Annotated in this window: 28 protein-coding genes; 5 read left to right on the forward strand and 23 right to left on the reverse strand. The window is 40.8% G+C overall.

The features are described 5' to 3' along the window. The first annotated feature begins 164 nt into the window (after window positions 1-164). Window positions 165-875 carry a 3D domain-containing protein gene (locus tag RZO55_RS17500; protein ID WP_318065547.1) on the forward strand — a complete coding sequence of 237 codons (711 nt, stop codon included), beginning with the start codon at window positions 165-167 and terminating at the stop codon, window positions 873-875. Between the two features lie 61 nt (window positions 876-936). Here the strand turns inward: RZO55_RS17500 and hemW are convergent, their stop codons facing one another. The 4 genes from hemW to gpr all read right to left on the reverse strand — a co-directional run bounded on the left by hemW (window position 937) and on the right by gpr (window position 6,865). After that, on the reverse strand, window positions 937-2,151 hold the full coding sequence (hemW, locus tag RZO55_RS17505; protein WP_318065548.1) for a radical SAM family heme chaperone HemW: 1,215 nt from the start codon (window positions 2,149-2,151) through the stop codon (window positions 937-939). Beyond that, a complete protein-coding gene (gene lepA, locus RZO55_RS17510; RefSeq protein WP_318065549.1) occupies window positions 2,141-3,955 on the reverse strand; it encodes a translation elongation factor 4 in 1,815 nt (604 codons plus the stop codon). The genes hemW and lepA overlap by 11 nt, the downstream gene beginning before the upstream one ends. Before the next feature lie 496 nt (window positions 3,956-4,451). Further along, on the reverse strand, window positions 4,452-5,831 hold the full coding sequence (locus tag RZO55_RS17515; protein WP_318065550.1) for a stage II sporulation protein P: 1,380 nt from the start codon (window positions 5,829-5,831) through the stop codon (window positions 4,452-4,454). Window positions 5,832-5,887: 56 nt separating this feature from the next. After that, on the reverse strand, window positions 5,888-6,865 hold the full coding sequence (gene gpr, locus RZO55_RS17520; RefSeq protein WP_318065551.1) for a GPR endopeptidase: 978 nt from the start codon (window positions 6,863-6,865) through the stop codon (window positions 5,888-5,890). Window positions 6,866-7,043: 178 nt separating this feature from the next. On the opposite strand from gpr, the gene rpsT reads away from it, so the two are divergent. Beyond that, window positions 7,044-7,307 (forward strand): 30S ribosomal protein S20, encoded by a 264-nt coding sequence (rpsT, locus tag RZO55_RS17525; protein ID WP_318065552.1) that lies wholly within the window; start codon window positions 7,044-7,046, stop codon window positions 7,305-7,307. A 108-nt stretch (window positions 7,308-7,415) separates the two neighbouring features. On the opposite strand, the gene RZO55_RS17530 is transcribed toward rpsT, so the two are convergent. The 18 genes from RZO55_RS17530 to RZO55_RS17615 form a co-directional block, all read right to left on the reverse strand. Further along, window positions 7,416-8,246 carry a peptidoglycan recognition protein family protein gene (locus RZO55_RS17530; protein ID WP_318065553.1) on the reverse strand — a complete coding sequence of 277 codons (831 nt, stop codon included), beginning with the start codon at window positions 8,244-8,246 and terminating at the stop codon, window positions 7,416-7,418. Next, window positions 8,247-8,402: a hypothetical protein gene (locus RZO55_RS17535; RefSeq protein WP_318065554.1), complete on the reverse strand. Its 156-nt coding sequence runs from the start codon at window positions 8,400-8,402 to the stop codon at window positions 8,247-8,249. Between the two features lie 103 nt (window positions 8,403-8,505). Beyond that, window positions 8,506-8,922 (reverse strand): phage holin family protein, encoded by a 417-nt coding sequence (locus tag RZO55_RS17540; RefSeq protein ID WP_318065555.1) that lies wholly within the window; start codon window positions 8,920-8,922, stop codon window positions 8,506-8,508. Window positions 8,923-8,994: 72 nt separating this feature from the next. Then, complete coding sequence (locus tag RZO55_RS17545; RefSeq protein ID WP_318065556.1) at window positions 8,995-10,248, reverse strand: hypothetical protein; 1,254 nt, start codon at window positions 10,246-10,248, stop codon at window positions 8,995-8,997. Beyond that, the gene (locus RZO55_RS17550; protein ID WP_318065557.1) at window positions 10,238-10,792 is read right to left on the reverse strand and encodes a putative phage tail protein; all 555 of its coding nucleotides are present in this window, start codon (window positions 10,790-10,792) and stop codon (window positions 10,238-10,240) included. The genes RZO55_RS17545 and RZO55_RS17550 overlap by 11 nt, the downstream gene beginning before the upstream one ends. Continuing rightward, window positions 10,782-11,855, reverse strand: a complete 1,074-nt coding sequence (locus tag RZO55_RS17555) for a baseplate J/gp47 family protein (RefSeq protein ID WP_318065558.1) — start codon at window positions 11,853-11,855, stop codon at window positions 10,782-10,784. The genes RZO55_RS17550 and RZO55_RS17555 overlap by 11 nt, the downstream gene beginning before the upstream one ends. Then, window positions 11,855-12,256, reverse strand: coding sequence for a DUF2634 domain-containing protein (locus tag RZO55_RS17560; protein ID WP_318065559.1), 402 nt, complete (start codon window positions 12,254-12,256; stop codon window positions 11,855-11,857). Before RZO55_RS17560 ends, RZO55_RS17555 begins: the two co-directional genes overlap by 1 nt. Before the next feature lie 15 nt (window positions 12,257-12,271). Beyond that, complete coding sequence (locus tag RZO55_RS17565) at window positions 12,272-12,586, reverse strand: DUF2577 domain-containing protein (protein ID WP_318065560.1); 315 nt, start codon at window positions 12,584-12,586, stop codon at window positions 12,272-12,274. After that, window positions 12,579-13,535, reverse strand: coding sequence for an XkdQ/YqbQ family protein (locus tag RZO55_RS17570; RefSeq protein ID WP_318065561.1), 957 nt, complete (start codon window positions 13,533-13,535; stop codon window positions 12,579-12,581). Before RZO55_RS17570 ends, RZO55_RS17565 begins: the two co-directional genes overlap by 8 nt. 13 nt (window positions 13,536-13,548) lie before the next feature. Continuing rightward, window positions 13,549-14,217 carry a LysM peptidoglycan-binding domain-containing protein gene (locus tag RZO55_RS17575; RefSeq protein WP_318065562.1) on the reverse strand — a complete coding sequence of 223 codons (669 nt, stop codon included), beginning with the start codon at window positions 14,215-14,217 and terminating at the stop codon, window positions 13,549-13,551. A gap of 1 nt (window position 14,218) precedes the next feature. Continuing rightward, a complete protein-coding gene (locus RZO55_RS17580; protein ID WP_318065563.1) occupies window positions 14,219-16,672 on the reverse strand; it encodes a phage tail tape measure protein in 2,454 nt (817 codons plus the stop codon). Window positions 16,673-16,731: 59 nt separating this feature from the next. Further along, window positions 16,732-16,896 carry a hypothetical protein gene (locus tag RZO55_RS17585; protein WP_318065564.1) on the reverse strand — a complete coding sequence of 55 codons (165 nt, stop codon included), beginning with the start codon at window positions 16,894-16,896 and terminating at the stop codon, window positions 16,732-16,734. A gap of 14 nt (window positions 16,897-16,910) precedes the next feature. Further along, window positions 16,911-17,339: a phage tail assembly chaperone gene (locus tag RZO55_RS17590; protein WP_318065565.1), complete on the reverse strand. Its 429-nt coding sequence runs from the start codon at window positions 17,337-17,339 to the stop codon at window positions 16,911-16,913. Between the two features lie 18 nt (window positions 17,340-17,357). Beyond that, a complete protein-coding gene (locus tag RZO55_RS17595) occupies window positions 17,358-17,831 on the reverse strand; it encodes a phage tail tube protein (RefSeq protein WP_097005588.1) in 474 nt (157 codons plus the stop codon). A gap of 17 nt (window positions 17,832-17,848) precedes the next feature. Next, complete coding sequence (locus RZO55_RS17600) at window positions 17,849-19,147, reverse strand: phage tail sheath family protein (protein ID WP_318065566.1); 1,299 nt, start codon at window positions 19,145-19,147, stop codon at window positions 17,849-17,851. Further along, window positions 19,141-19,338 carry a hypothetical protein gene (locus RZO55_RS17605; protein ID WP_318065567.1) on the reverse strand — a complete coding sequence of 66 codons (198 nt, stop codon included), beginning with the start codon at window positions 19,336-19,338 and terminating at the stop codon, window positions 19,141-19,143. The genes RZO55_RS17600 and RZO55_RS17605 overlap by 7 nt, the downstream gene beginning before the upstream one ends. A gap of 12 nt (window positions 19,339-19,350) precedes the next feature. Next, window positions 19,351-19,761: a phage tail terminator family protein gene (locus tag RZO55_RS17610; protein ID WP_336624325.1), complete on the reverse strand. Its 411-nt coding sequence runs from the start codon at window positions 19,759-19,761 to the stop codon at window positions 19,351-19,353. Between the two features lie 24 nt (window positions 19,762-19,785). Then, the gene (locus RZO55_RS17615) at window positions 19,786-20,016 is read right to left on the reverse strand and encodes a hypothetical protein (protein ID WP_318065569.1); all 231 of its coding nucleotides are present in this window, start codon (window positions 20,014-20,016) and stop codon (window positions 19,786-19,788) included. A gap of 135 nt (window positions 20,017-20,151) precedes the next feature. Between RZO55_RS17615 and RZO55_RS17620 the strand changes: the two genes are divergently transcribed. From RZO55_RS17620 to RZO55_RS17630, 3 genes are read left to right on the forward strand one after another with little or no spacing between them, the layout of a single operon-like run. Beyond that, window positions 20,152-20,613, forward strand: a complete 462-nt coding sequence (locus RZO55_RS17620; protein WP_318065570.1) for a helix-turn-helix domain-containing protein — start codon at window positions 20,152-20,154, stop codon at window positions 20,611-20,613. 26 nt (window positions 20,614-20,639) lie between these two features. Then, window positions 20,640-21,095, forward strand: coding sequence for an ImmA/IrrE family metallo-endopeptidase (locus RZO55_RS17625; protein ID WP_318065571.1), 456 nt, complete (start codon window positions 20,640-20,642; stop codon window positions 21,093-21,095). A 56-nt stretch (window positions 21,096-21,151) separates the two neighbouring features. Further along, entirely contained in the window at window positions 21,152-21,364 is a 213-nt protein-coding gene (locus RZO55_RS17630) for a DUF6774 domain-containing protein (RefSeq protein WP_318065572.1), read from the forward strand. Between the two features lie 56 nt (window positions 21,365-21,420). On the opposite strand, the gene holA is transcribed toward RZO55_RS17630, so the two are convergent. Beyond that, complete coding sequence (holA, locus tag RZO55_RS17635; RefSeq protein ID WP_318065573.1) at window positions 21,421-22,392, reverse strand: DNA polymerase III subunit delta; 972 nt, start codon at window positions 22,390-22,392, stop codon at window positions 21,421-21,423. Window positions 22,393-22,396: the final 4 nt, after the last annotated feature.

Consider the following 22,396-nt stretch of genomic DNA (forward strand, 5'->3'; position numbering starts at 1 on the left):
AGAAAAAGTGGCTGCGGGCATGAATCTAATTCAAAAACTTGACAAATCTGGAAAAAAGTGTAAAATATGTACTTGTACCTCATTTATTACAAATGTGTTACATATATTTATATTATATTAAATCATATGTACTTTTTGTAAAAAAGAAAGGAAGAAAGTATTACATGAAAATTTCTAAGAAAATTCAATGGTTCCTGGGAATCTTACTGATGATAACATTTTTAACAACATTTCCCTCAGCAGCACTTGCAGGACAGACTGCGGGAATTATAGACGGTGCGGATGAAACCAGTGTCAGAGGCTGGGCGTGGAACAGCTCCGATCCATCTGCCTGCGAAGAGGTTCATGTCACCATTACCAGCCAGACAACCGGTACGGTTGTGGGGGAACTGACCGCTTCTGCCTCCAAATACAGAAAAGACTTAGCTGATCAGGGCACAGGCACGGGAAATTATGGTTTTGAGATATCCGTCCCATGGAGCAGCTACAGCGATGGCTCCTATCTTGTGGAGGCCTATGCCAGCGGACAGAAGCTTTCCGGTTCCAGAGTATATGGAGTCGGTTCCTATGCCTCTGCTGCAGGTATCCGTTCTCTTGGCATTTTTAAAACCACTGCCTACTGCCCCTGCAGGAGCTGTTGCGGAAAATGGGGCGGACGGACCAGTACCGGCACGGTCGCTACTGCAGGACATACTATATCCGTTGATCCAAGAGTAATTCCTTATGGCACCCGGCTTATGATTGGCGGAGTCATCTACACAGCAGAGGATTGCGGCGGCGGTGTAAAAGGAAATCACATCGATATCTTCTTTAACACACATGGGGAAACACGGGCTTATGGAACCAGAAATATGGAAGTTTTTCTGGTTCAGTAACAAAGCAAAAAAGGGTCTGCAAAGAGAGAATAATTTCCCGCTCTCTTTGCAGACCTTTTTGTTATATCAGAAACTGACTCATAACATAATTGCTGATATCAATCCCCCGCTCTGTCAGACAGTAGTATCCGTCTTTCATTTCAAGCAGTTTTTCCTGCTCCAGCTTATCAAGAACCGGACCATATACATGACGTATATTCTGTCCAAAGCTGCTGACAAATCCTTGAGCAGATACCCCTTCAATCAGGCGGAGTCCTAAAAACATGTACTCCTCCATCTTTTGTTCCGTAGTAAGCCGTTCAAACTCCTGTCTTAAGAGCTGGTCAAAATCTTCCGTTTTTTCAAATCTGCCGTTTTTATAAGCCTGATAACTGGCTGTATTATGAAACCGGCAGCCATTCATATAGGAAGACGAACCAAGTCCCAGACCTAAGTATTCAACTCCTGTCCAGTAGCCGATGTTATGCCTGCATTCATATCCCGGTCTGGAGTAATTGGAAATCTCATATCGCTCATACCCCTGCTCGTTTAAAAATACTCTGGTCAGGTAATACATCTCTCTCTCCATGTCCTCGTCAGGAAGGTCCGGAAGAGCCATGAGACTCCGCCGTTCCTCTCGTGACATGGAATCATTGTCCATTGCCACATGCTCTCCGTAACGGTCATAAAACGGAGTTCCTTCCTCTACGATGAGGCTGTAGGCGGATATATGCTCCGGTTTTAACATGGTAACCTTTTTTAATGTATTCTTCCATGATTCCACCGTCTGGCCGGGAATTGCTGAAATCAAATCCACATTTACGTTATCAAATCCCGCCATGCGGACCCGCTGAAAGCTTTTTAAAAACTCGTCGTAGGTGTGTATCCTTCCCAGATATTTCAGTTCTTTGTCATCAGCGGACTGAAGTCCCATACTGATCCGGTTTACACCAGCCTCGCGGTAATGAAGGAGTGCCTCACAAGTCACGGTTCCCGGATTAGCTTCTAACGTAATCTCCGCCTCCGGATGTACATCAAACTGACGATTTAAGGCCGTTAAAACAGCAGCCATCTGATGGAAATCCAAAATAGAGGGTGTCCCTCCGCCAATAAAAATACTGATGACCTGATATTCTTTGGCATATGCACTCTGGTATTCTATCTCTTCCAGCAGCCGGTCCGTATATTCCTGCTGCATCTGACTGTTTCCTGGAAAAGATAAGAAATCACAATAAGCACATTTTTGTGCACAAAATGGAATATGCACATAAATCTCTAATTTTTTTTTATTCATCATCTAATTTCAGTACGCTCATAAATGCCTTCTGCGGTATCTCAACGTTACCGACCTGGCGCATACGTTTCTTACCTTCTTTCTGCTTTTCGAGAAGTTTCTTCTTACGTGAAATATCACCGCCGTAGCATTTAGCAAGTACATCTTTTCTCATGGCTTTTACTGTCTCACGGGCAATAATCTTGCCTCCGATGGCTGCCTGAATGGGAATTTCAAAGAGCTGTCTGGGAATTTCATCCTTCAGTTTTTCACACATTCTTCTGCCACGTTCATAAGCGGACTCTGCGTGAACAATAAATGAAAGCGCATCCACTTCTTCTTTATTGACTAAAATGTCCAGCTTCACCAGTTCTGACTTTTCATAGCCCTTGAGTTCATAATCAAAGGAAGCGTAACCTCTGGAACGTGATTTGAGTGCATCAAAGAAGTCATAGATGATTTCATTCAGCGGAAGCTCATATTTTAACATGGCTCTGGTGGCTTCCATATATTCCATACCAAGATAAACACCCCGGCGTTCCTGGCAAAGCTTCATAATGGCTCCAACAAATTCAGTTGTAACCATAATTTCCGCACTGACAATGGGTTCTTCCATATATTCAATCTCAGTCGGATCAGGCAGGTTGGATGGATTGGTCAGTTCCAGCTTCTCCCCGTTTTTTTTGAATACATAATATACAACACCTGGGGCGGTCGTCACTAAGTCTAAATTGTATTCCCGCTCCAGACGTTCCTGAATCACTTCCAGGTGAAGAAGGCCCAAAAATCCGCATCGGAAACCAAAGCCCAGTGCGAGAGATGTCTCCGGTTCAAAAAATAAGGATGCATCGTTAAGCTGAAGCTTCTCCAGCGCATCACGCAGATCGTTGTAACGTGCTCCGTCTGAAGGATACAAACCGCAGTAAACCATGGAGGTTACTTTTTTATAACCTGGCAGTGCAGATTTGCAAGGCCTGTCTGCATGGGTTATGGTATCTCCCACTGCCGTATCCTTCACATTCTTAATGCTGGCAGTTAAATAACCAACCATACCCGCCGAAAGTTCTTCACAGGGTAAAAACTGGCCTGCGCCGAAATATCCCACTTCCACCACCTCTTCTACTGCACCGGTGGCCATCATACGTACCTTGTCTCCTTTTTTAACCGTTCCTTCCTTTACACGGAAGAACACGATAACGCCCTTGTAGGAATCGTAAAGGGAATCAAAGATAAGGGCCTGGAGCGGAGCAGACGGATCACCAACAGGTGCCGGGATCTTCTCAACAATCGCTTCAAGTACCGCTTCTACATTAAGACCTGTCTTGGCTGAAATTCTGGGAGCATCGTGGGCTTCAATGCCGATTACATCTTCAATTTCCTCAACCACACGCTCCGGCTCTGCACTGGGAAGATCGATTTTATTCAGAACCGGAAATACATCCAGATCGTGATCCAGTGCCATATAAACATTTGCAAGTGTCTGGGCTTCAATACCCTGGGAAGCATCAACGACAAGGACAGCGCCGTCACACGCTGCCAGACTTCTTGATACCTCATAATTAAAATCAACATGACCTGGTGTATCGATCATGTTAAAAACGTATTCCTGTCCGTCATTAGCTTTATAAACAGTACGGACTGCCTGGGCCTTAATTGTAATCCCACGCTCCCGTTCAAGATCCATATTATCAAGAATCTGAGCCTGCATCTCTCTGCTGGTGAGCAGACCTGTCTTCTCTATAATACGGTCTGCAAGTGTTGATTTACCGTGATCAATATGAGCAATAATGCAAAAATTACGTATTCTATTCTGCTGGGCAGCTGCCATATAGTATAATCCTCTTTTCTGATGTTTCTAATGTCTTCAAATATACCATTAAAATCACCGGTTGTCCACCGGGAAAGCGTTGATTTGCCTGAATCATATTACTATTTTCGCTTCCAAATACAGTAATTATGTATTAGAATAATAGTAAATAAACAACCGCCCCAATACAAGGGGTTGGCCAATGACAATGATAGAAATCCATCCTTGCTACCGTCCAAAGTATACAAGGGTGGTTTTTCTATGCCTGTTTCCAGGTCTTTATAGAAATACGCTACTTACAATTATAAAAAATAAAGGTAAGTAATGCTAAAATGAATGTACCAAAGGCGCCCCTGCAGTGACACGATTGTTCCTTATTTCTATGGTAATATATCCCAATTTAAGATGCAATTATTTTCCCCTTTGCAGGTCGCATTTACAGAGAAAAATTAAAGCTGGATAAACCTGATAGGAAAAACAGGCTTCCAGCTTTTTTTAGTACTAGTATGTTCTATGTTTAATTCCCTTTTAAGACCATATCCAGAACCTCTGAAAGTGGTTCCATGGCATTTAATGCTTCCTGATAGGAATTGGTCTGGGCACCTACCTCAATCAAAGTAGACCTCGCTCTTAAATGCTGGTTATAGCGAAGTCCTTTTATGTAGATCTTACGGGTGAGACCGGGAAAATAGGCTGCGCTGTCTAACTGCATCTGAAAGCTGAAAGCAAGATTTTTCTCTCTGTAAGGATTGGGCAGATATTCAATGGGACCTTCGGGGGTCTGGCAGACTCCGTTAAAAAACATAATCGGGGCTGTCATTTTTCCATTTACCTTGTTCACCATATGCAGATCACTGTTTACTCCATCCCGGTGAATATCCATAATCACTTCGATGGAAGGGTTTTTTTGAAGAATTCCGGTTATGCCGTCAAGCGCATATGTATAAGCCTTATTTCTGTCCAGCTTCCCGTTTTGCAGATCATAAACGGAGGTATCATGTATGACATTGTATCCCTTTGCCGTTAATAATTTAGTTAAATAGGTTCCGATTCCCACTACCGTTGCTTCCTTATTACCAGGTCCGAAATCGGAATACTCTTCCTGGGAATGGGTGTGATAGATCAAAATCTGAGGTTTGTCATTCCCCCCTTCCAGAGTGAAATTTTCCGAAAGGAACTGATCTGCTTTCATTAGATCCCGTCCTGCGGTTGTGGAGGTATGAACACTGTAAAAATGTTTCATCATATAATCATAGTCAGCCAGCTGCGCCTTACGGTATGTAGTTCCCACAATCGGCCAGATACTGCTTGATGCACAGGTCATTGCGGAATTTTTATCTGTATTTACAGGAACTTCAGGTTGTGTCACAGGAACTGAATCCTGTTTGGAACTATCTGCTGCCCCGCTTTCCTGTGTCTCTGGCTGGGCCTTATGTGTCCCTGCATTTACGCTTCCATCCTCTCCGCTTTCTTCCCCTCCATTATATAGAAGAAAGCTGTGTTCCTCATAGAATTTCCCGCTTTCCAGATAGCTTATATATGCCGGATCACTTTCTCCGTAATAATCTGCTGTCTTCCTGCTTCCCCCTGTATACCGGGAAAGGGGGGAATGGCTGAAGAAAAACCCACAAAATAAACTCCCAAGGGATTTTTCCTGATACAGCGCTTCCCCATTTTCTCCTTCTAATTCCCAGGATGCAGCAGGATACTGGGAATGCCAGATGAGGGAGACACTGTCTGCGATTCCTTCACCGACCCAGTTTTGTATATCCTTTAAATCCAGTCTGCCTGCTGCCTGGGCTGCTTCCTTCAGGCTTAAAAAAGCGGCCAGAAACAGAATTACTGCAATCATTAATTTTTTAATAAAACGGTTCAATTTATCACTGCTTTGTCTCATAGCCGCCTTCCTGCATTCTTACTTCATACTATACTATGCAGAAATCCTGCCGTTTACTACGAAACTTCCTGTCCCAAAAAGGTCATATGGATTCCCTCTGAGATGGTAAAGCTCAATTCTTTCACCGTTTCATCAATATCCGGAGGAGTCACATAAAGCGGCCCGAATTCCGGCTCTAACAGCTCCCTGATCAGATCATACTGCTCATCGGAATTTAAATTTTCCACAAAATCTCCCATTCCTTTTGTTTCCATATTTTCGGACAATGCCCTGATTAAGGTTGTGACCGTATCATGAACGATTGCAGCAGCTCCTACAACGGTGGGAACGCCTATTGCTATGACCGGTACTCCTAAGCTTTCTTCTGTTAAGCTGTGGCGGTGGTTTCCTACTCCTGAACCTGGATGGATTCCCGTATCCGTTAGCTGTATGGTGGTACCAAGACGTTTTACGCTCCTTGCAGCTAAAGCATCAATTGCAATAATGAGATCCGGCTTTGTTTCTTTAATAATTCCTTTTAAGATTTCAGCAGTCTCCATTCCTGTCTGCGCCATAACGCCTGGGGCGATTCCGCTGATCACAGGCATGGTTTTTCCCTGCCAGAATTCATCTCCATACTGAACCTTTAAATGCCTGGTAACCTGAAGATTATTGAGCACTCTTGGTCCCAGTGAATCCGGAGTTACGGAAGAATTTCCCAGTCCTGCCACCAATACGTGAAAATTTGATTTTTTGAAATCCTTTCCCTCCAGCAGTTTGGAGATCTGGGCTGATAGCTCTTGTGACACCTCCCTGTGATAATCCTCGTCTTTTAAGGATAGTTGATCTGCCTCCAGAGTAATGTAGGTTCCAATGGGTTTTCCCATTGCCTTTGATCCTTTTTCATCAAGAATTTTTACCTCTGTCATCTTAATCCGGCTGTTAGAACGTTTCCATTCCCGTAAAGATACTCCCGATATTTCACCGCCGTCGCCAGGAAAACTTTCTTTTTCCTCAACCGCAAGGTCTGTACGCACTTCAAATGTGTTTTCCATTTCTTCCTCCTTTCCAGTATTTCTAAGGTATTTTCTGCAAAAAAGCAGGAATTATGTATTGACATCTGTATGGAAATTCGTTAAAATATAAAAGTATGTTTACATTGAACTGTCCGTGTCCAGGCTTTGATGCAAAACAAAGAATAAATCATATTACATTTTATTGGAGGTGTACAGATTGGCTAACATTAAATCTGCAAAGAAAAGAATCTTAGTTAACGAAACTAAGGCTGCTAGAAACAAAGCGATCAGATCCAAAGTGAAAACATCCATTAAGAAAGTGGAATCTGCTATTACTGCCGGTGACAAGGCTGCTGCACAGGCATCATTAGTAAATGCTATTACAGAGATCGACAAAGCTGCTACCAAAGGCGTATATCATAAAAATAACGCTTCCAGAAAAGTATCCAGAATCTCTAAAGCTGTTAACGCTATGGCTTAATTCATAAACGATATTGATCCCATTCAGACCAACCCGCTGAATGGGGTTTTTTGGTTTAGCGGAATCAACCTTCACCGGTCTGATTCCGCTAAACTTATATTGTATTAATTATATTATTTGAAGCGCGCCTTTCTCATCAGTCTGCAGACGTATCTCTCCTTCGTACATACTGCCGTCAGACGTCAGACGGTAAAGCTCTTCTTTCCAGATCACCCATTGGTTCTTTGCCATTTTTCCGGTATCTCCTAAATAATACCATTTACCATTGCTTCCGGTCTTCCATGTGTCTTTTACCATAAATCCGGCATCGTCAAACCAGTACCAGTCTTCCCCAGCCTGATACCAGTCGTTTTTTACATAATCCCCCGTGTTTCCTAAATAAAATTTCCAGCCGTTTTCCTCTTGCATCCATCCGGATTTTACTTCTGCAGCAGATACAAGGGATCCTTTAAAATCTTCCCAGGTATGGCTGGTGTGGTTATACACGTAAGGATTGGGGCAGATTTTCCCGGTCACATCGTAGTGTCGGATTACGTGATCTTCACTGATCCCATACTGTTCCATCAGATGCTTTGTCAGTTTCATTGCGGATGCAACGGTTGCATCTTCAAAATACCAGTCTCTGCTTGTATCGGACTGGCTGCCTTTGTTTCTGACGCACAGTTCAATGCCTATGCTGTTGCTATTGCGGCATTCGGGATGGACGTAGGCTTTGGCTCCGCTGTGCCATGCGATATTTTTGTCCTCTACGGACTGCCAGATCTCCCCGGAAAAGCCAACAAAGTAGTGGGCGCTGGCACCTACGTACTGGGAAGCATAGTATTTGCAGTTCGCTTCTGCCCCTCCCAATGCCCCTACATAGTGAATAACAATATATTTAATACGGCTTAACTGGCCGTTGCTGTAATTATATGGGGTTAAAAGTTTGTTTATTTCCACTTAAATCCCCTCCCTTCTTCCCGAGAATCCCATGTCGTCTGCGTCAAAGGATTCCCGGAAACGTTCAATTTCTGTATAATCGGAATTTTTCAGATTTTCCTGTATTCCCAGAAGTTCTACGCGGTTCATGTCTTTGGTTGATTCGCTTTTTACCATGGATATCACCTTGTCCCTTTTTTATTAATATATGAAGGAATGTTTAAAGGTGTACCGTGTAAATATAGGTTTGTCTGTAAAAGACACTGTTGGAAAAACTTTATTATGAAGGCTGCGATTTTTGATTTAACAAATCAATTGCCTTTGTCAAAACTGCGGGCAGAGGAATTCCCATAAGCCCGGCATTTTCTACTATGGATATTAGCTCATTCGCCATAAAGCCAATAACTACGGTATCTCTTATGTATGTAGTTCCTATTGATAAATCAAGACGATGAGCAATTAAAACAAAAAGTAGAGTCATGGATTTTCTGCACAGGCCTTTCCAGCCTGCTTTTGACTCCAATGTTCCTGTCTCTGTTTTTTTGCTGTTATGAAAAATGGCGGCTACTGCAATTCCGGATATGAAGTCAATTGCCATAAATAATATTAAAGTGGCAATTCCTGTATCCCAGCCGCCAAATAGCGTTGTGATGATGCTGCCAAGTATACCGGTTAGGGTACATAAGGTGTTTTTCATATTGATTCTCCTTAATTTAGATTTTTTTAAATCTAAATATATAAATAATTTTTTTTAATTCATATAATAATTTTACTTGCAAGTATAAGTGATATCGATAGGCCACCAATCAATAGTTGGAATAGTTGCTGATTCATAAAATAAAGTACCATCATTTAATGTTCTAACCTCTACGTAAGTACCATCAGCAAGTGTTGTCGAATGAATTTCTGACTTAATGGGTGTAAATGGTAATGTGCATATTACGCTATGTTTTATACCTTTTTTTCCTTTTAATAACATATTTAGGTGAACATTTTTACCACATCTACTAAGTATCCCAAAATTATTATCAAACCAAAATTCAAAATTATTTTTTAGTGTAAGTACAGTTTTTGTATCCAATATTTGCAATGCTAAATCACTATTCACAGTAATCCTCTTCCAACCAGAAAATCCATTATCCTTATGATAAATTGCTTGATAAACGTTATTTATATCTATGTCATTTATATCAGTAAATTTAAGGCTAACCCTATAAATATTAATCTTTATAATTTCTAATAGCCCCCAATATTTTGGACATAAGGTTTGATATTGAGGCGTATTATCTGCCACACTAATATATAAAAGACTATTATCCGCCATTGCACTAACAACATCAATTATGGAAGAAGGATTTGTTAATCCCAGTTGTTCTGGTGTTGTATAAAACTTCATACTGTCTAAATCTTCATTTAATTTATTATACAAATCAAACAACGTCTTCCCATATCTCGCATCAAGAGCATACCCTTCCGCAGTCGTACTCCCATTATTTACCAACTTCCCCACTGTAATAATACCAGTTTTAAAGTTATTAAAATCCTGTATAAACTTCCTGACTTTGCCAAAAAACTGTCTGGAAGTTTCTCCCCCCTCCGGAACAGGAAATTCAGTTGAAACGGAATCCAGTGATTGAATTTTAGTATCTGAGATATTCCCATCAGCCGATACTTTTAAATTCCAGTTCTTTTTTTCTCCATCAGACACAAACCGATTCGCCCCATCCGTTTCAATATCTGATGCGCGTCCGGAAAATGCGATATCCTTCATCTCAGAAAACCATTTTTTTATCTTGCCATGAGTTAGCGATAAGTTTTCCCCAGACTCAAGATTTTCCCGCAGCACCTCTTCGTCAAATACGGTGACTGTTTGTGAGGAATCTCCGGTTTTATCCAGTTTTTTCTCTTCCAGATTCATAAGTTCCTCATCAATTGAATCCAATGTGCGGTTGTACTCATTTATATCATAGAAGTCGTCTTCCCCTGGTTTAGAAAATTTACAATTCTTCGTTTCATTTTTCATTATTAAGCACCTCGTTTCGTATATGACCGTGAGTCCACGCTGCTATTTGCTTATGTGTATATTGTTTCAGCAGTCCATGTTGGTTATAAAGAAGATCTAAATCTATCACCATGTTGCAGGGAGTAAATTCTTCCAACAGTTCAGCCACTTCCGAAAAACTACGTTTACTCTTCAATGCAACACGCACAACAATTATCTTTTGCGGTTTTATTTCCATGTAAAATCCATCATCCCCACAGAGCATTGACAATTTTTTTCTTAAAGTTGCCCTGGTATAAGGAATCATCCGATTCCATTTTGATAAAACCTTAAAACGCCTGTCTTCCAGCGTGTCACCACTATGTGGGTATACCTTGATCATTGTTTCATAACGTTTTATATTCCGTTCATCGGAGCTGTTTATAAACTGATTGTTAAAAAGCACTTCTGTCTCATCTTCTATAGTCTGAATTTCAGGCTGGATTACCTTCTGAATCATACTCATTTCCATGTATTCTCGCAGAAAATCAGGAATATAAGACAATAAATCAACTTCACGGATCAATTTTCACCCCTCCAATTACCGGTATCTGATACGGATTTAATTCCAGATTTACCGGTTTCCCGTTTATTTTTGTATTTTTTATATCGTAGATCCCCTCTATTGATAAAATTTTAGATTCCAATTGGGAAATTCTAACAATACATCCATAATCGCCCATACTCTCCCAGGAAGTTCTGATTTCTTTTAAATAATCTTCTACCGCCTTATTAATCAGTTCTTTTAGTGCCTCCAACGTGTAGTTTTCGTTAATTTCCAAATCAGTACTGATCTGTATGAGTACTGCTTCAGCTGATACAACAGTAACTCTATGATCAATTGGCGACAGACCATCTCCACTAGCCGTTTCTTCAGGATCCATTATATTTTGTACTGTCTGCACCAATAAATCTGAAGCTTTGTTACAGTCCGAATCCAATATGGTCAATTTTACTGTAGATGGGCCGTCCCATGCCCTGGTAACTTTAGTTGCTCCAACTCCTGCAATTCCATTTGTTTTTTCAATATAATCCTGTTTATTTCCCCCATAGGATTTTTTCTCAAAAGAATCAAAATAATTTTTCCGAAATACCTCTGTATCTATAGCATCCTCTCCCGGAATAAGAAGTTCTGTTATTTCCATAGAAGTAAGACCGGAAATATTCTGAACGGGAATCAGCCTGCCAAACTGATGATTCCCCTCTACTCCGGCTTTTTCGCAGACTACCTGGAATGTACCGTCACCCATGCTTTCAGTAACAGTATAGTAATACGTACCATATCGGAACCGTTCGCCCTTATTTATAAGAACTGTATCAGGAACTGCTACTGCCTTTAATACTGCTCTGGTAGCTTCCGTTGGCTTCAGTCCCCGTTCTGCTGCTCTTCGGATCAGATTCTCCCTGGAAGCCGTCTGAGCAAATGTTTCTTTTAATATAGTGTCAAACTCTATGTAAACAATCTGCATTTCAGCTGCTGCCGCAGAAAGTGCTGTATAAATCAAAGATCCTTCCCGTTTATCCAGTCCATTTGGAACACGGTCCATCATCCTCTTTAATATCACTTCATATGTCATACTTTCATACATCAGGCATTCACCTCCTTCTCTATCCTTAAGTCACCATATATGGAGTTGACAGTAAATGTTACGTGAAGACTTTTTTCTTTCAATTCAAATTCAAAATGATCCACGTTCTGTATGCGGTCGTCCTGGAGAAGTGCTTCACGGATTCTCTTCTTTATTTTTGTCTTTACTAATCCAGAGGGTTTACCGAATAAAAGATTAAGCTCAGCTCCATAATTCCAGCTGTAAATCAGCCACTCAAACCGCTCTGTATTTAAAATACAATAAACTGCCTGTTTCACTGCTTCTGAACCATCCACGCTTCCATTTATCCGCTTATTTTTTATATCCAGATAAAATGTTGTTGATGGCTGCTGTATTATTTTAAAATCCTGCTGCAATATATTGCCCGTTACCGGAATCATTCTACTCCCCCTTTCTTACCACTTTCCAATGGCCACAAATTGCTGACCTCCTTTTTTCTGGATTAACAGCACATGATCTCCAGATTTTAATGTGTTTTTTACCGTAACAGCAACTTCTCCTATACCAGGAATATCCATTATTTCCCTATGCTCCATAAATTGCTCTGTCAACAGTATCTGATTCTGGTTTAATATGGTCTTTTGACTGATTTGAATTTCAACCGGATGTTCTTTTACAACTGTACCAGCTATTACATCGCAGGGATCTGCCGCTTCCATTGCCTGAAATACAATCTTTTTTATATTATCTACCCAAATAGTATCAGCCACTTATTTTTGCTCCTCTCAATGTCAAATCCATTGTATGTATCCCACCCGCTATCTTATGGGTAACAGATTCAATGATAAGGTAATTTTTAAGACCGATATCATTGACATTTAATATTACAGGAATCAGACAGCCTGCTCTTACACGGATATCCCCAAATGCATCTTTAATTGTTAAGGTTCTTGAGGGTCTATTATATAAATTCAGATATCGTTCCGCGATTGACTGGGCATCTACCCCTTTTTCAATGGATTCATCTTTTTGGAGAATTCCCCATTTATTAATGGATTCGGAATTTTTTGTCATAAATATTTCTCTCTTTTTACTGTCAGAATCATCGTAATAAAGCTTGATCTGATTATAAGTATTGCTGTCTATACTTACCTTATAGTCATAATCCTGAGCAGTCGTATCATCTATCTGAATATCAAGTATCATACTCTCCATATTTTTTAAGGCCAGTTTACCTGCATCATCATAAAATGTGTATATCTGACCAATACGGATCATGGTAAGGTCTAAGTTGTTCAGAATAATGTCAAACAGGGTCTTGTCCTTTTCATTTCTGGAAAATGAAATCCCTGTATCTTCCAATTCACCAACGTTTAAATGATAATCCTGTGCAATCATACGAATCACTTCGACTGCTGTTAAATTAGTGTAATTGTAGGAGTCCTTATTTTTTAAGTAGCGAAGCTGGTCATATGCGGTGACCTTCATCTTTCCATCATGATTCCAGCTCCGTTCAAAAATAAACCCGAAAAAAACTGATTTTCCATCAACGTCAAGACGTATTGCATTACCCTCTTCAATCACAAGATTGCTGTCCGGGATCAGTGAAAAGGAACACTTACCAGGCTGGCCTCTTCGCTGAAGTACCCAGGTAATGGCTCCTTCCACCACTGGTTCATATACAGTCTGACCGTTTTGAATATATAAATGTGCCTCCAATTCCTTCCTCCCTTTACGGTATCATCAGAACCTGTCCCGGATAAATAAGATTCGGATTCTTGATTTTATCCTGATTTAACTGATAAATCTCCTTCCATCGGTTCCCATTTCCAAGTTGCTTTTTTGAGATTGACCACAGACAGTCTCCTTTTTTCACTGTATAATTTTTTTGAGTCTGCGGCTCTCCCTGCCTCTTTGTGCCATCTTGCGAGGAATCCGTCTCCTGTTTGTCATCTACAATGGTAAAGTTCATAATTTTAGTACCATAGTGTTTATATTCCTTCATGGAAATAGAAACTTTCATATCAAGTCCCTCTCCCACATCATCAGTCGCCTGATATTCTTCAAGCGTTACATCCAAACTGGTATCAAACAAATTTTCTCCAGATAGTCCCTGACGGATAATTATGAATTCAAATGGTCTCTTGCTTTTCTTTAATTGACCAAGCCTTTCTAAAAAATCTTCTGCGTTGTCAATACTTCCATCCCATACTGCACACGGGTAATCCATCTGCGGAATTATTATATCAATGCTTATATCTGCCAGACCAGATGGCTTAATTAAGTTTATTTCTTCCCCATTGATTAAACTTACCGTTTGATTTTGACCATTATATTTAACCGGAATTTTTTCAGGCGGCAGAGGAAGTAACATATCATCAATATATATTTCATAAGACATATCAACCCACTCCTTCCGCTGCAGATGCTAAGATCTCACCAGTTACATCAGATAGTCTGCGATTTAATTCATCAAAATCCGTAATATTTTTTATGGTATTGTTATTATTTACATCCACCTTCAGTTCTGCCAGAGTAAACCGGTTGATAATCTCCTGCTCTGCTGCATCCCTCATGTATTTTAATTCCTCATCTACAACCTCCATAGAATCCGCCATGGCTGCTGTACTCATTGCCGTATCACCTGTATTTCTAATAATATTTTCATTTGAATTCTGCCTGTTGTCTGTAATTTCTGTTGGGTCGTGCTGATTTAGAAAAGTTTTGAAGTCCTCAAATTTATCTTTAACACCAGCTTCCATATTTGATCCAATTTTATCACCTGTCTTAAAACTATCTTCATAATTTATATGTTGGAGATTGAATTTTTCACCTAAGTCCATAGTTTCAAACTGTTTTTTATATTTACCGTTTCCATGTTCTTTTGCAAATTTATCAGTAAAGTCAGTAATCCCCTCTCTCCAAACCGATACTGTTGCTTCCATTTTAGTGCCGAAAACCAGATCCAGAGCTTTCGCTAACTTTTGAATGAGTCCCAGAACCTGATCTGCAAAATCTGCAAATAGATGCACGGCTGCTCCAATTGGATCCCGGAACACATTTGCTATAAAATTTGCCATTATGATAAAGGGATTTAACATAAATTCAACTACTCCAAAAACCAGTTCAGCCATAGCCATCAGTATATTACCAATAGCTGCTAATGCCATGAAGAATACTCCAACAATGATTCCTGTTGCACTATAAGAAGTTCCGGCAAACTGATTAATTGCTGCTACTCCGGCATAAAACAGAGCGATTAACATAATGATCAGTATTATGATCCAAGTCAGAGGACAAGCTGCAAGAGCCGCATTTAAACCTTCCGTAGCAATTGTTTGTGCTGTAGTAGCTGCTACTTGCGCCCAACTGCAAACCGTATTCCAGGCAGTTGCAGCCGCACTCCCAATCATCGTCAGCCAACCAACTCCCAAAACTGCATTGTAAACAACCAACGCTGCAATAATTCCCAGGATAACAGGCTGTAAAACGGACCAGGATTCAGCAATGAAATTTCCAATCTCACCTGCAACCAAACCAATTACACCAAATATACCACTGATATTTTCCACATCTCCCTGTAATCCTGATGTAAAATCATGAATACTTTTTGTTACAAAATCTACCACTCCGCCAATTGGTCCCGCTAATCCAACATTTATTGTTTTTGCAAGCGAACTGAGAGCACTTGCTGCATCATCATACTTTGTCCTGTTTAACTCCTCCAGATGGCTTTTTGTCAACTCTACGGAACCACTTAAATCAGTAAGTGCCGTCACTCCATCGCTTCCAATATTCCCCCATGCCTCTCCAAACAATTGTACTCCGGCCAGATTCCTGTTAACCGGATCTTCCATGTTGTTTAAGGCGTTCATTGTCTGCGTAAATGCCTGCTTTGCTGTCTCTCCCCCACCTCTGAATGCTTCCGTCATCTTGTTTGCGTCTAGTCCCAGAGCAGAGAATCCCTGACTGGAATCTTTACCTCCGCTGACTGCCCGCTTTGAGAATTCACTGACTGCATCTCCAAGTGAAGCCACTGATATTCCTCCATTTTCAGCACCATTAATCATAGCCTGAAACATTTCATCACCGCCAAGACCAAGACTTTTAAATCTGTCTGAATACTGATTAATTGTCTCCAGCAAATCTCCGTTCTTATTAAGCCCCGCCTGAGTTCCCTGAATAATCAGATCGAACGCTTCCGCACCGGATATTCCAAACTGCTGCTCTAACATTCCAGCAGATTTTATACTGTCTGTCAGACCATAACCAAACGTATCCTGCATCAGCAGTCCTGCACGGGTGATCTGCTCTAATCCACTTCCCGTCTGCCCTGTAAGCTGATTAACTGCAGACAGACTTTGTGCAGCAGAGTCCAGACTGGGGCTTAAATTATCAATGTAGAGATTAGATGAACTTTTTTCTGCTTCTTTAAGTTCTGGTCCCTGTAATCCAGTTCTGGTCTGAATAACATTACCAGCAGCTTTCTTATCATTTGCCTGGTTAAAAATCTCCATTGCACTAGTGTTGATTCCCATACTCTTTGCACCAGATACCACTTTCCCCCAGGCATTTTTTAGCTTCTCCAATTTTTTTGTGTTCTCACTTGCGCTCTCTGTTAACTGATCTTGTTGATTCTTCACCTTATACACAGATTCTTCTACCCGGTCATACTGGATACGAATCCCCGTCAGAGAAGATACCCACATCTGCATTCCCGGCAATACCAGCGCATTTGATGAAGCCATTTGTAAGCTGCGCATCAGGCCTGCGGTAATCTTTATGGAATTGCTGACTCTCTGAAGTACAGGAGTCGCTCCATCCATAATCTGTATCGAGCTTTCTGCTGTTGCCACACCACTACCTCCTTCCCTTTATTATTGGGAAAACGTCCGTTAAGACGTCCTCCCTTTTTCTATCTTTGCTTAGACTTTGCTTTTTGAGCCTGTTTTTTATCATTTTCCAATTTAAGATTGACCGCAGCTATGATAAACGCCTTCTCATACCTGTCAAGACTTAAAAATTCATGGGGCCACTTATGAAGCTTATGGAGGCAATAGTAGGCAATATTCGCTTCCATATCGCCTCCTTCTATCAGTTTTTTGCTTCTTCTACCTGCTCTTCCAGAGTAGTATCAAATCCATTTACCTGCTGGATCCGTTCTAAATACCCCGCATATTCACCTGCAGTGAGCATTGCCTTTAACAGTGCATCCGCTCCCATCACATGATAGGAATCCTGAAGGCTTTTATCGTTTAAATTTGGGTATACAGTACATTCCGCAGCCAATTTCCCAAGATAGAGATTGTAATCTGTCTCCTGAGTATACTGACCCTTTTTACCAATCACCTGTACCCGTTTCGTACACTCTTTTCTCAGTGCCTCGTCTTCTTTTGAAGTAATGGCTTTTATTTCCCATTCCACCGGCTTATTCTTTTGACCAACAAATCGTTTCGATGCTATAAATTTTTCATTCTCTGCTTTCACAGCATTCTGACTTAAAAAGCAACTTAAATCTCCCATAATTAATCTCCTTTTTTCTTACTGCATTCCAGCAATTGATCCAAAGCGTTCCGGCATCTCCCAGCTTTCAAATGTAAATTCAAATTCATCCTCTAAATATTCTCCCGATGCATCGAATTTGGTAATAATACCGCCATTAATGTTACAATTCTTTAAAATAACCGTTTGCCTTCCCACGCTGGAAGCAGGATCTTCATTTGTAACCTGGATATCAAAGTAAATATCTCTTCCGGTCTGCTGGTATCGGTATAAAATGTCGCGAAAAATACTGGTGTTATAGTGGAATTTTGCGGATCCGGTCCCTTTCATGCCAACGGTCTTATTCCCCTTCATGGCACGTCCAAGAATAGGGATCTCAGATTTCACCTTCTCAATTTTAGCTTCCAGATTCAAAGCCTGCATAAAATTGTACCGCTCATTTTCAATTGTTATAAAGCACTCCGCCTTTGTTGCGCTGACTGCATCCCATGCATTCATAGTTATATTACTCATAATTCATTACTCCTTTCTCATGAAACAACGACTGTCATGTATAAAATACTCATACAGTTAACTGGCTGAACTGGAAAATTAACTAAGACAGATCGTTTTCCATCCCCCTTATCCACAGTAACCGCCTCTGTGTCAAAATCATCAATTGCTCTTAAAACTACCAGCTGCTTTCCATAAGTAACAATATCATTCCAAAGACTGATACGCCCTCCATTATCATTTGGCATCTTTCCAAGATAACGGGAAGAAAAAAGTTCGGCAATGTCATTACCAATCTGGTCCAGAACACGGACAGTCTGATTATTAGAGAAATCTTCTCCCTTTTCATCTGTATAGGTAACAAATGTATTAATATCTGTAAGAACACGGATTTCACTTCCAACTTTATGGAAAAGAAATTTTCCGGCCTTCATTGCATCTGCCAGCTGAGCCTGAGTATAAGGAATCTTAACGGTATATTCCCCGTTATACTTTCTGTTTTCTATGGTTTTGTTAATCTCACATGCAGCTTCCGCACCCGCAACCCAGTAAACAAGACCTGCTGCACTTTCCTCTGCTTCATTTTCCACCGAAATGATTCCCTCATGGTCCGCTTTTGTGTACTGATGTAAAACTGTCTGGAATTTTACTCCAACTTCATCTCTCATTCTTTTTGTAAACGCTGCGAACAAAGCCTTTACGCTTTCTTCCTGGGAAGGGCAGCAAAGAATCTGAAAGGAACCGCTTTCTACAGCACTGAGAAACTCTGAATAATCTTCACCAGTTATGTCACTGCCATCTGTGCCGCCTGTAAACGTAAGACCAGCATTTTCTGCAAGTGTTCCATCCTTTTTAAACAATACGTAACGGTTGTCCTTCAATTCGGATGCTTCGGAAACTGTCTGAGCATCCACTTCTCTGCCATCAAACAGGACTCGCACATCGTACTTAAAATTTTCATCAACATTCTTAGATATAACAAGCATTAAACTATTTCCACGTTCGCCTGAAAATCTTGCAGTACCATAATCACAGGAGGCCTGCACACCAGAATTTAACCGGTAAAAAATTCCCTTCTTTAAATTTTGAAATAATTCTCTGACGGGAAGCATTTCCTCTGCATCATATGAGTACCCAAATAGTTCTTTACTGTTATTCTGAAATTCTTCAGCTGTAACTTCAAAAGTTTGTTTTTCAGGACCCCAGCTTAATCTTAAGGGGATTGCTGCTGTTCCTCTGTCTCCCATAGCTGCCCCAGACGCTGTACGATTAATAAAATTTATGTACGCACCAGGAAACACCTTATTTTGAATCTTAAAATTACCTCCACCTAACATACTTTTACCTTTCCTTTCTTAAATCGAATCATTATTTCATCCGCTTCTGCAAATGTATAAGTCTTCCCATTTTCCAGTAATGCACAAAGTAAGTCGCTTTGATTGCAATACCTTTCAGAACAGATTAACTGTTTTTTTGTATAACGTGATGAATAAGCTGCGCTATCTCTTTTTTTACCATTCTCTGTCATTAAACTACCTCTTTACTTTAACTTCATGTCCTCCATGGACATGTCCTCCCCCTTATTTTTCAAGAAAAACATCTGATATTCTACCTCAAATATCATTTTTTCATTTTCAAATTTCCCATTTCTGCTGACACTGCCCAGAGACACCCCATTCTCAGTAGAAACAAATTCCAAATGCTCCATTAACAATTCCAAAACATGATACTGATCTTGATAGGACTCTTCTGTATCTGGGTGGTAATTAACAAATAGTCCTATGGAACAGCAATATCGGTTTCCATTGACACATTTTTCTGACACCTGTGAGATACCGGCTGCAAGGCATGATTCCTTTTCCTCTTCTTTTATCGGACCTGACACAATACTCTTTTCAGGGAAAATAACCTTCAGTTTTTCGATTACGGAATCCACAATCTGGCTATACATTTTCAACCATTACCCCCTTTTTAGTTATGTAGTCTTTTTGTCTACTTTGTCATTAAAAAAAATATCACACATTTCCTCCAACGACACAATCCCAAGCAATTCACACAGCAGTTTGATCTCCCCCGCCTTAAACTGGCTCTTATTCCATAACTTTCTCCGAAACCCATAGCAGGATAAGTGAAGCTTTTCTGCAATCCACCCCTTTTTCAGCCCGGATTTTCTGATCAACTCATTTAACCGAACCGTATTTGTCATCTCCTCCTCCTTTCTTGTAGTCTTTTTGTCTACACCATCATCATACTCTGTTGTTTCTATTTTGTCAACACTTTTCCAAATATTTGTTGAATATAGTTCTACCACATGGTATAATGCTCTTAAGGAGGTGATCCTATGGACATCGGTCAGATCATAAAACAAAGAAGGGAAGAACTGGGAATGTCCCAGGAAGAACTTGCGCAAAAGGCGGGTTACAAATCCCGTTCTTCCATTAACAAGATAGAGGTAGACGGCAGAGGGCTTCCCCAGTCTAAGATTACTGCCATTGCAAAAGCACTCCGGACAACCCCTGCATCTTTAATGGGCTGGGATGAGACAGATAGCAGCAGCCTTGGGGAATCCGCAAAAGAAATGTTGAATGATTTCCAAAAGTTGAATGATTATGGACAGAAAGAAGCATTAAAAAGGGTCAGTGAAATGGTACACATCCCCCAGTATTCCAAAGCCGGCTCTGTTGTACAACCTTTAAAGCCAGATCCCCGGTCTTATTTACAGCCTGTTGCCGCTCATGAACGGACAGATATCGAAGTGACAGAGGAAATGAAGCAGTATGATGATGCCTTTTTCGATGAATAAAGAATAAACTCGTTGAGGTGATTTGTTTGAATTATGACATATTATTAGAAGAAGCAGAATCTGATGGAATTCTGATTAAGGAAAAACCGTTAGCCGCAAACGATGGACGGATCAGAGGAGATCAGATTCTGATCCGGCAGAATATGTCCGGATCCCAGAAAGCCTGCGTTCTGGCGGAAGAACTTGGACATTATTACACCACTGCCGGAGACATTCTGGATCAGTCCGATGTTTCAAACCAGAAACAGGAACGTACCGCCCGTCTTTGGGCATACAACAAGATGATTACATTGGAAAAGCTGGTTGCGGCAAAAGAAGCCGGATGCCGAAACAGCTATGAAATCGCAGAGCATTTAGATGTAACAGAAGAATTTTTGCTGGAAGCACTGGAATGCTATCATACAAAATACGGAAAAGGCTTGCAGAAAGACTGCTATTTAATCTTTTTTGAGCCATTTAATATCTATAAAATGATAGAATAGTATTTTTTATCGTATTATAAGCATAGTTATCATATATTATCCAGAGGTGATCTTACATGCAATCTTGTGAACTCGTAGCGCTTGTGTCATCCATCGCCTGCTGCCTGGCGAAAGACCGCTCTGCCACTGAAATTGCTCTGCTAAGTAGTATTTTCAACCAGCTTAGTGATACTCTGGAAACTATTGCTGCCCATCAGCTGCTCTGTAGTGGAGACAAGGATGTTGAAGATATCTTTTTTTTCCAAAGAGAACAAGAAAACCAGGAATGATAAGGAGCTGCTAATGCGTTCCTTATTCTCCTGGTTTTCTATCATACAACCCGTTTTTAATATGCTGCCGTAAGCAGAAGCTCCACTGCAAGACGGTCCGAAAGCCGCCCTGTCTTTACTGCCTCTTCTGCCTCCACACAGGAATTCACATAAGAGAGAATCTGCTCCTTTGAAAAAGTCCTGGCCTGGGGCATCAATTTTCCAGCTGCAAAAGGCGGGATTTTAAGCTTAGATGCGATACCGCTCTTGTCCATCCCCTTTCCCATCAGTTCCTTAACCTGCAGCAGCTGATTAAACTGTCTGGCAATGAGAAACAGGATTCTCATAGGCGGCTCTTTTAATGTAAGTAGATCTTCATAAAGCGCAAGAGCCTTTTTCGTCTGCCGGTTAACAATAGAATTGACCATTTCAAATATCTTATTGGCAGTCCGCTCCGTACAGATCGCCATCACATCTTCACTCGTTATCACTTCTCTTCCCAGAGTGAAGCTGATCAGCTTTTCTAATTCCATCCGGATGTTTTCCATGTCGTCTCCTGTCATACTCAGAAACAGTTCCATGGTCTGCCCGGTCACCTTCTTTCCTTCTCTGGAAAGGAGTGTTCCCGCCCATCTGGTAAGCTGGCCCATATCCTGACGCTCCAAATCTGCCGCATAGCCCAGTTCCTTTATCTTTTTAAACATTCGGCTTCTTTTATCCACTTCTGATTCCACAAACACCATGCAGGTTGTATCCGGCATCTGGGGAAGGTAAGAAACCAGCTCCTCTGCCGAGGATTTGAAAAATCCACTGTCTTCCACCAATATCATTCGTTTCTCAGAAAAAAAAGGCATAGTATCAGCTAAGCTGATCAGTTCCTTTACATCAATGGACTTTCCGCCAAACTGATTGAAATTCATGGTATCTCCCTGGGTTATGGCCGATTTGAGCTGATTTTTATAACTGTTTTTTAAAAAGGCTTCCTCTCCGTATAAAAGATAAACCGACTTAAAACTACGATCTTTAATATCCTGATTCAGAGTCTGCATGACA

It is taken from the genome of Clostridium boliviensis, from assembly GCF_033342255.1.
Taxonomy (GTDB): Bacteria; Bacillota; Clostridia; order Lachnospirales; family Lachnospiraceae; genus Lacrimispora; species Lacrimispora boliviensis.

Bases quoted from the DNA above. Each gene is read 5' to 3' on its own strand.
- RZO55_RS17605 (WP_318065567.1), bottom strand. From the start codon at position 19,338: ATGACAGAGAATGGTAAAAAAAGAGATAGCGCAGCTTATTCATCACGT.
- RZO55_RS17515 (WP_318065550.1), bottom strand. From the start codon at position 5,831: ATGAGACAAAGCAGTGATAAATTGAACCGTTTTATTAAAAAATTAATG.
- hemW (WP_318065548.1), bottom strand. From the start codon at position 2,151: ATGATGAATAAAAAAAAATTAGAGATTTATGTGCATATTCCATTTTGT.
- RZO55_RS17590 (WP_318065565.1), bottom strand. From the start codon at position 17,339: ATGGGAGATTTAAGTTGCTTTTTAAGTCAGAATGCTGTGAAAGCAGAG.
- RZO55_RS17575 (WP_318065562.1), bottom strand. From the start codon at position 14,217: ATGTCTTATGAAATATATATTGATGATATGTTACTTCCTCTGCCGCCT.
- RZO55_RS17555 (WP_318065558.1), bottom strand. From the start codon at position 11,855: ATGTATGAAAGTATGACATATGAAGTGATATTAAAGAGGATGATGGAC.
- RZO55_RS17585 (WP_318065564.1), bottom strand. From the start codon at position 16,896: ATGGAAGCGAATATTGCCTACTATTGCCTCCATAAGCTTCATAAGTGG.
- RZO55_RS17560 (WP_318065559.1), bottom strand. From the start codon at position 12,256: ATGATTCCGGTAACGGGCAATATATTGCAGCAGGATTTTAAAATAATA.
- RZO55_RS17630 (WP_318065572.1), top strand. From the start codon at position 21,152: ATGCAATCTTGTGAACTCGTAGCGCTTGTGTCATCCATCGCCTGCTGC.
- RZO55_RS17500 (WP_318065547.1), top strand. From the start codon at position 165: ATGAAAATTTCTAAGAAAATTCAATGGTTCCTGGGAATCTTACTGATG.
- RZO55_RS17545 (WP_318065556.1), bottom strand. From the start codon at position 10,248: ATGAAAAATGAAACGAAGAATTGTAAATTTTCTAAACCAGGGGAAGAC.
- RZO55_RS17610 (WP_336624325.1), bottom strand. From the start codon at position 19,761: ATGTATAGCCAGATTGTGGATTCCGTAATCGAAAAACTGAAGGTTATT.
- RZO55_RS17620 (WP_318065570.1), top strand. From the start codon at position 20,152: ATGGACATCGGTCAGATCATAAAACAAAGAAGGGAAGAACTGGGAATG.
- lepA (WP_318065549.1), bottom strand. From the start codon at position 3,955: ATGGCAGCTGCCCAGCAGAATAGAATACGTAATTTTTGCATTATTGCT.
- RZO55_RS17595 (WP_097005588.1), bottom strand. From the start codon at position 17,831: ATGAGTAATATAACTATGAATGCATGGGATGCAGTCAGCGCAACAAAG.
- RZO55_RS17615 (WP_318065569.1), bottom strand. From the start codon at position 20,016: ATGACAAATACGGTTCGGTTAAATGAGTTGATCAGAAAATCCGGGCTG.
- RZO55_RS17600 (WP_318065566.1), bottom strand. From the start codon at position 19,147: ATGTTAGGTGGAGGTAATTTTAAGATTCAAAATAAGGTGTTTCCTGGT.
- RZO55_RS17535 (WP_318065554.1), bottom strand. From the start codon at position 8,402: ATGGTAAAAAGCGAATCAACCAAAGACATGAACCGCGTAGAACTTCTG.
- holA (WP_318065573.1), bottom strand. From the start codon at position 22,392: ATGCAGACTCTGAATCAGGATATTAAAGATCGTAGTTTTAAGTCGGTT.
- gpr (WP_318065551.1), bottom strand. From the start codon at position 6,865: ATGGAAAACACATTTGAAGTGCGTACAGACCTTGCGGTTGAGGAAAAA.
- RZO55_RS17540 (WP_318065555.1), bottom strand. From the start codon at position 8,922: ATGAAAAACACCTTATGTACCCTAACCGGTATACTTGGCAGCATCATC.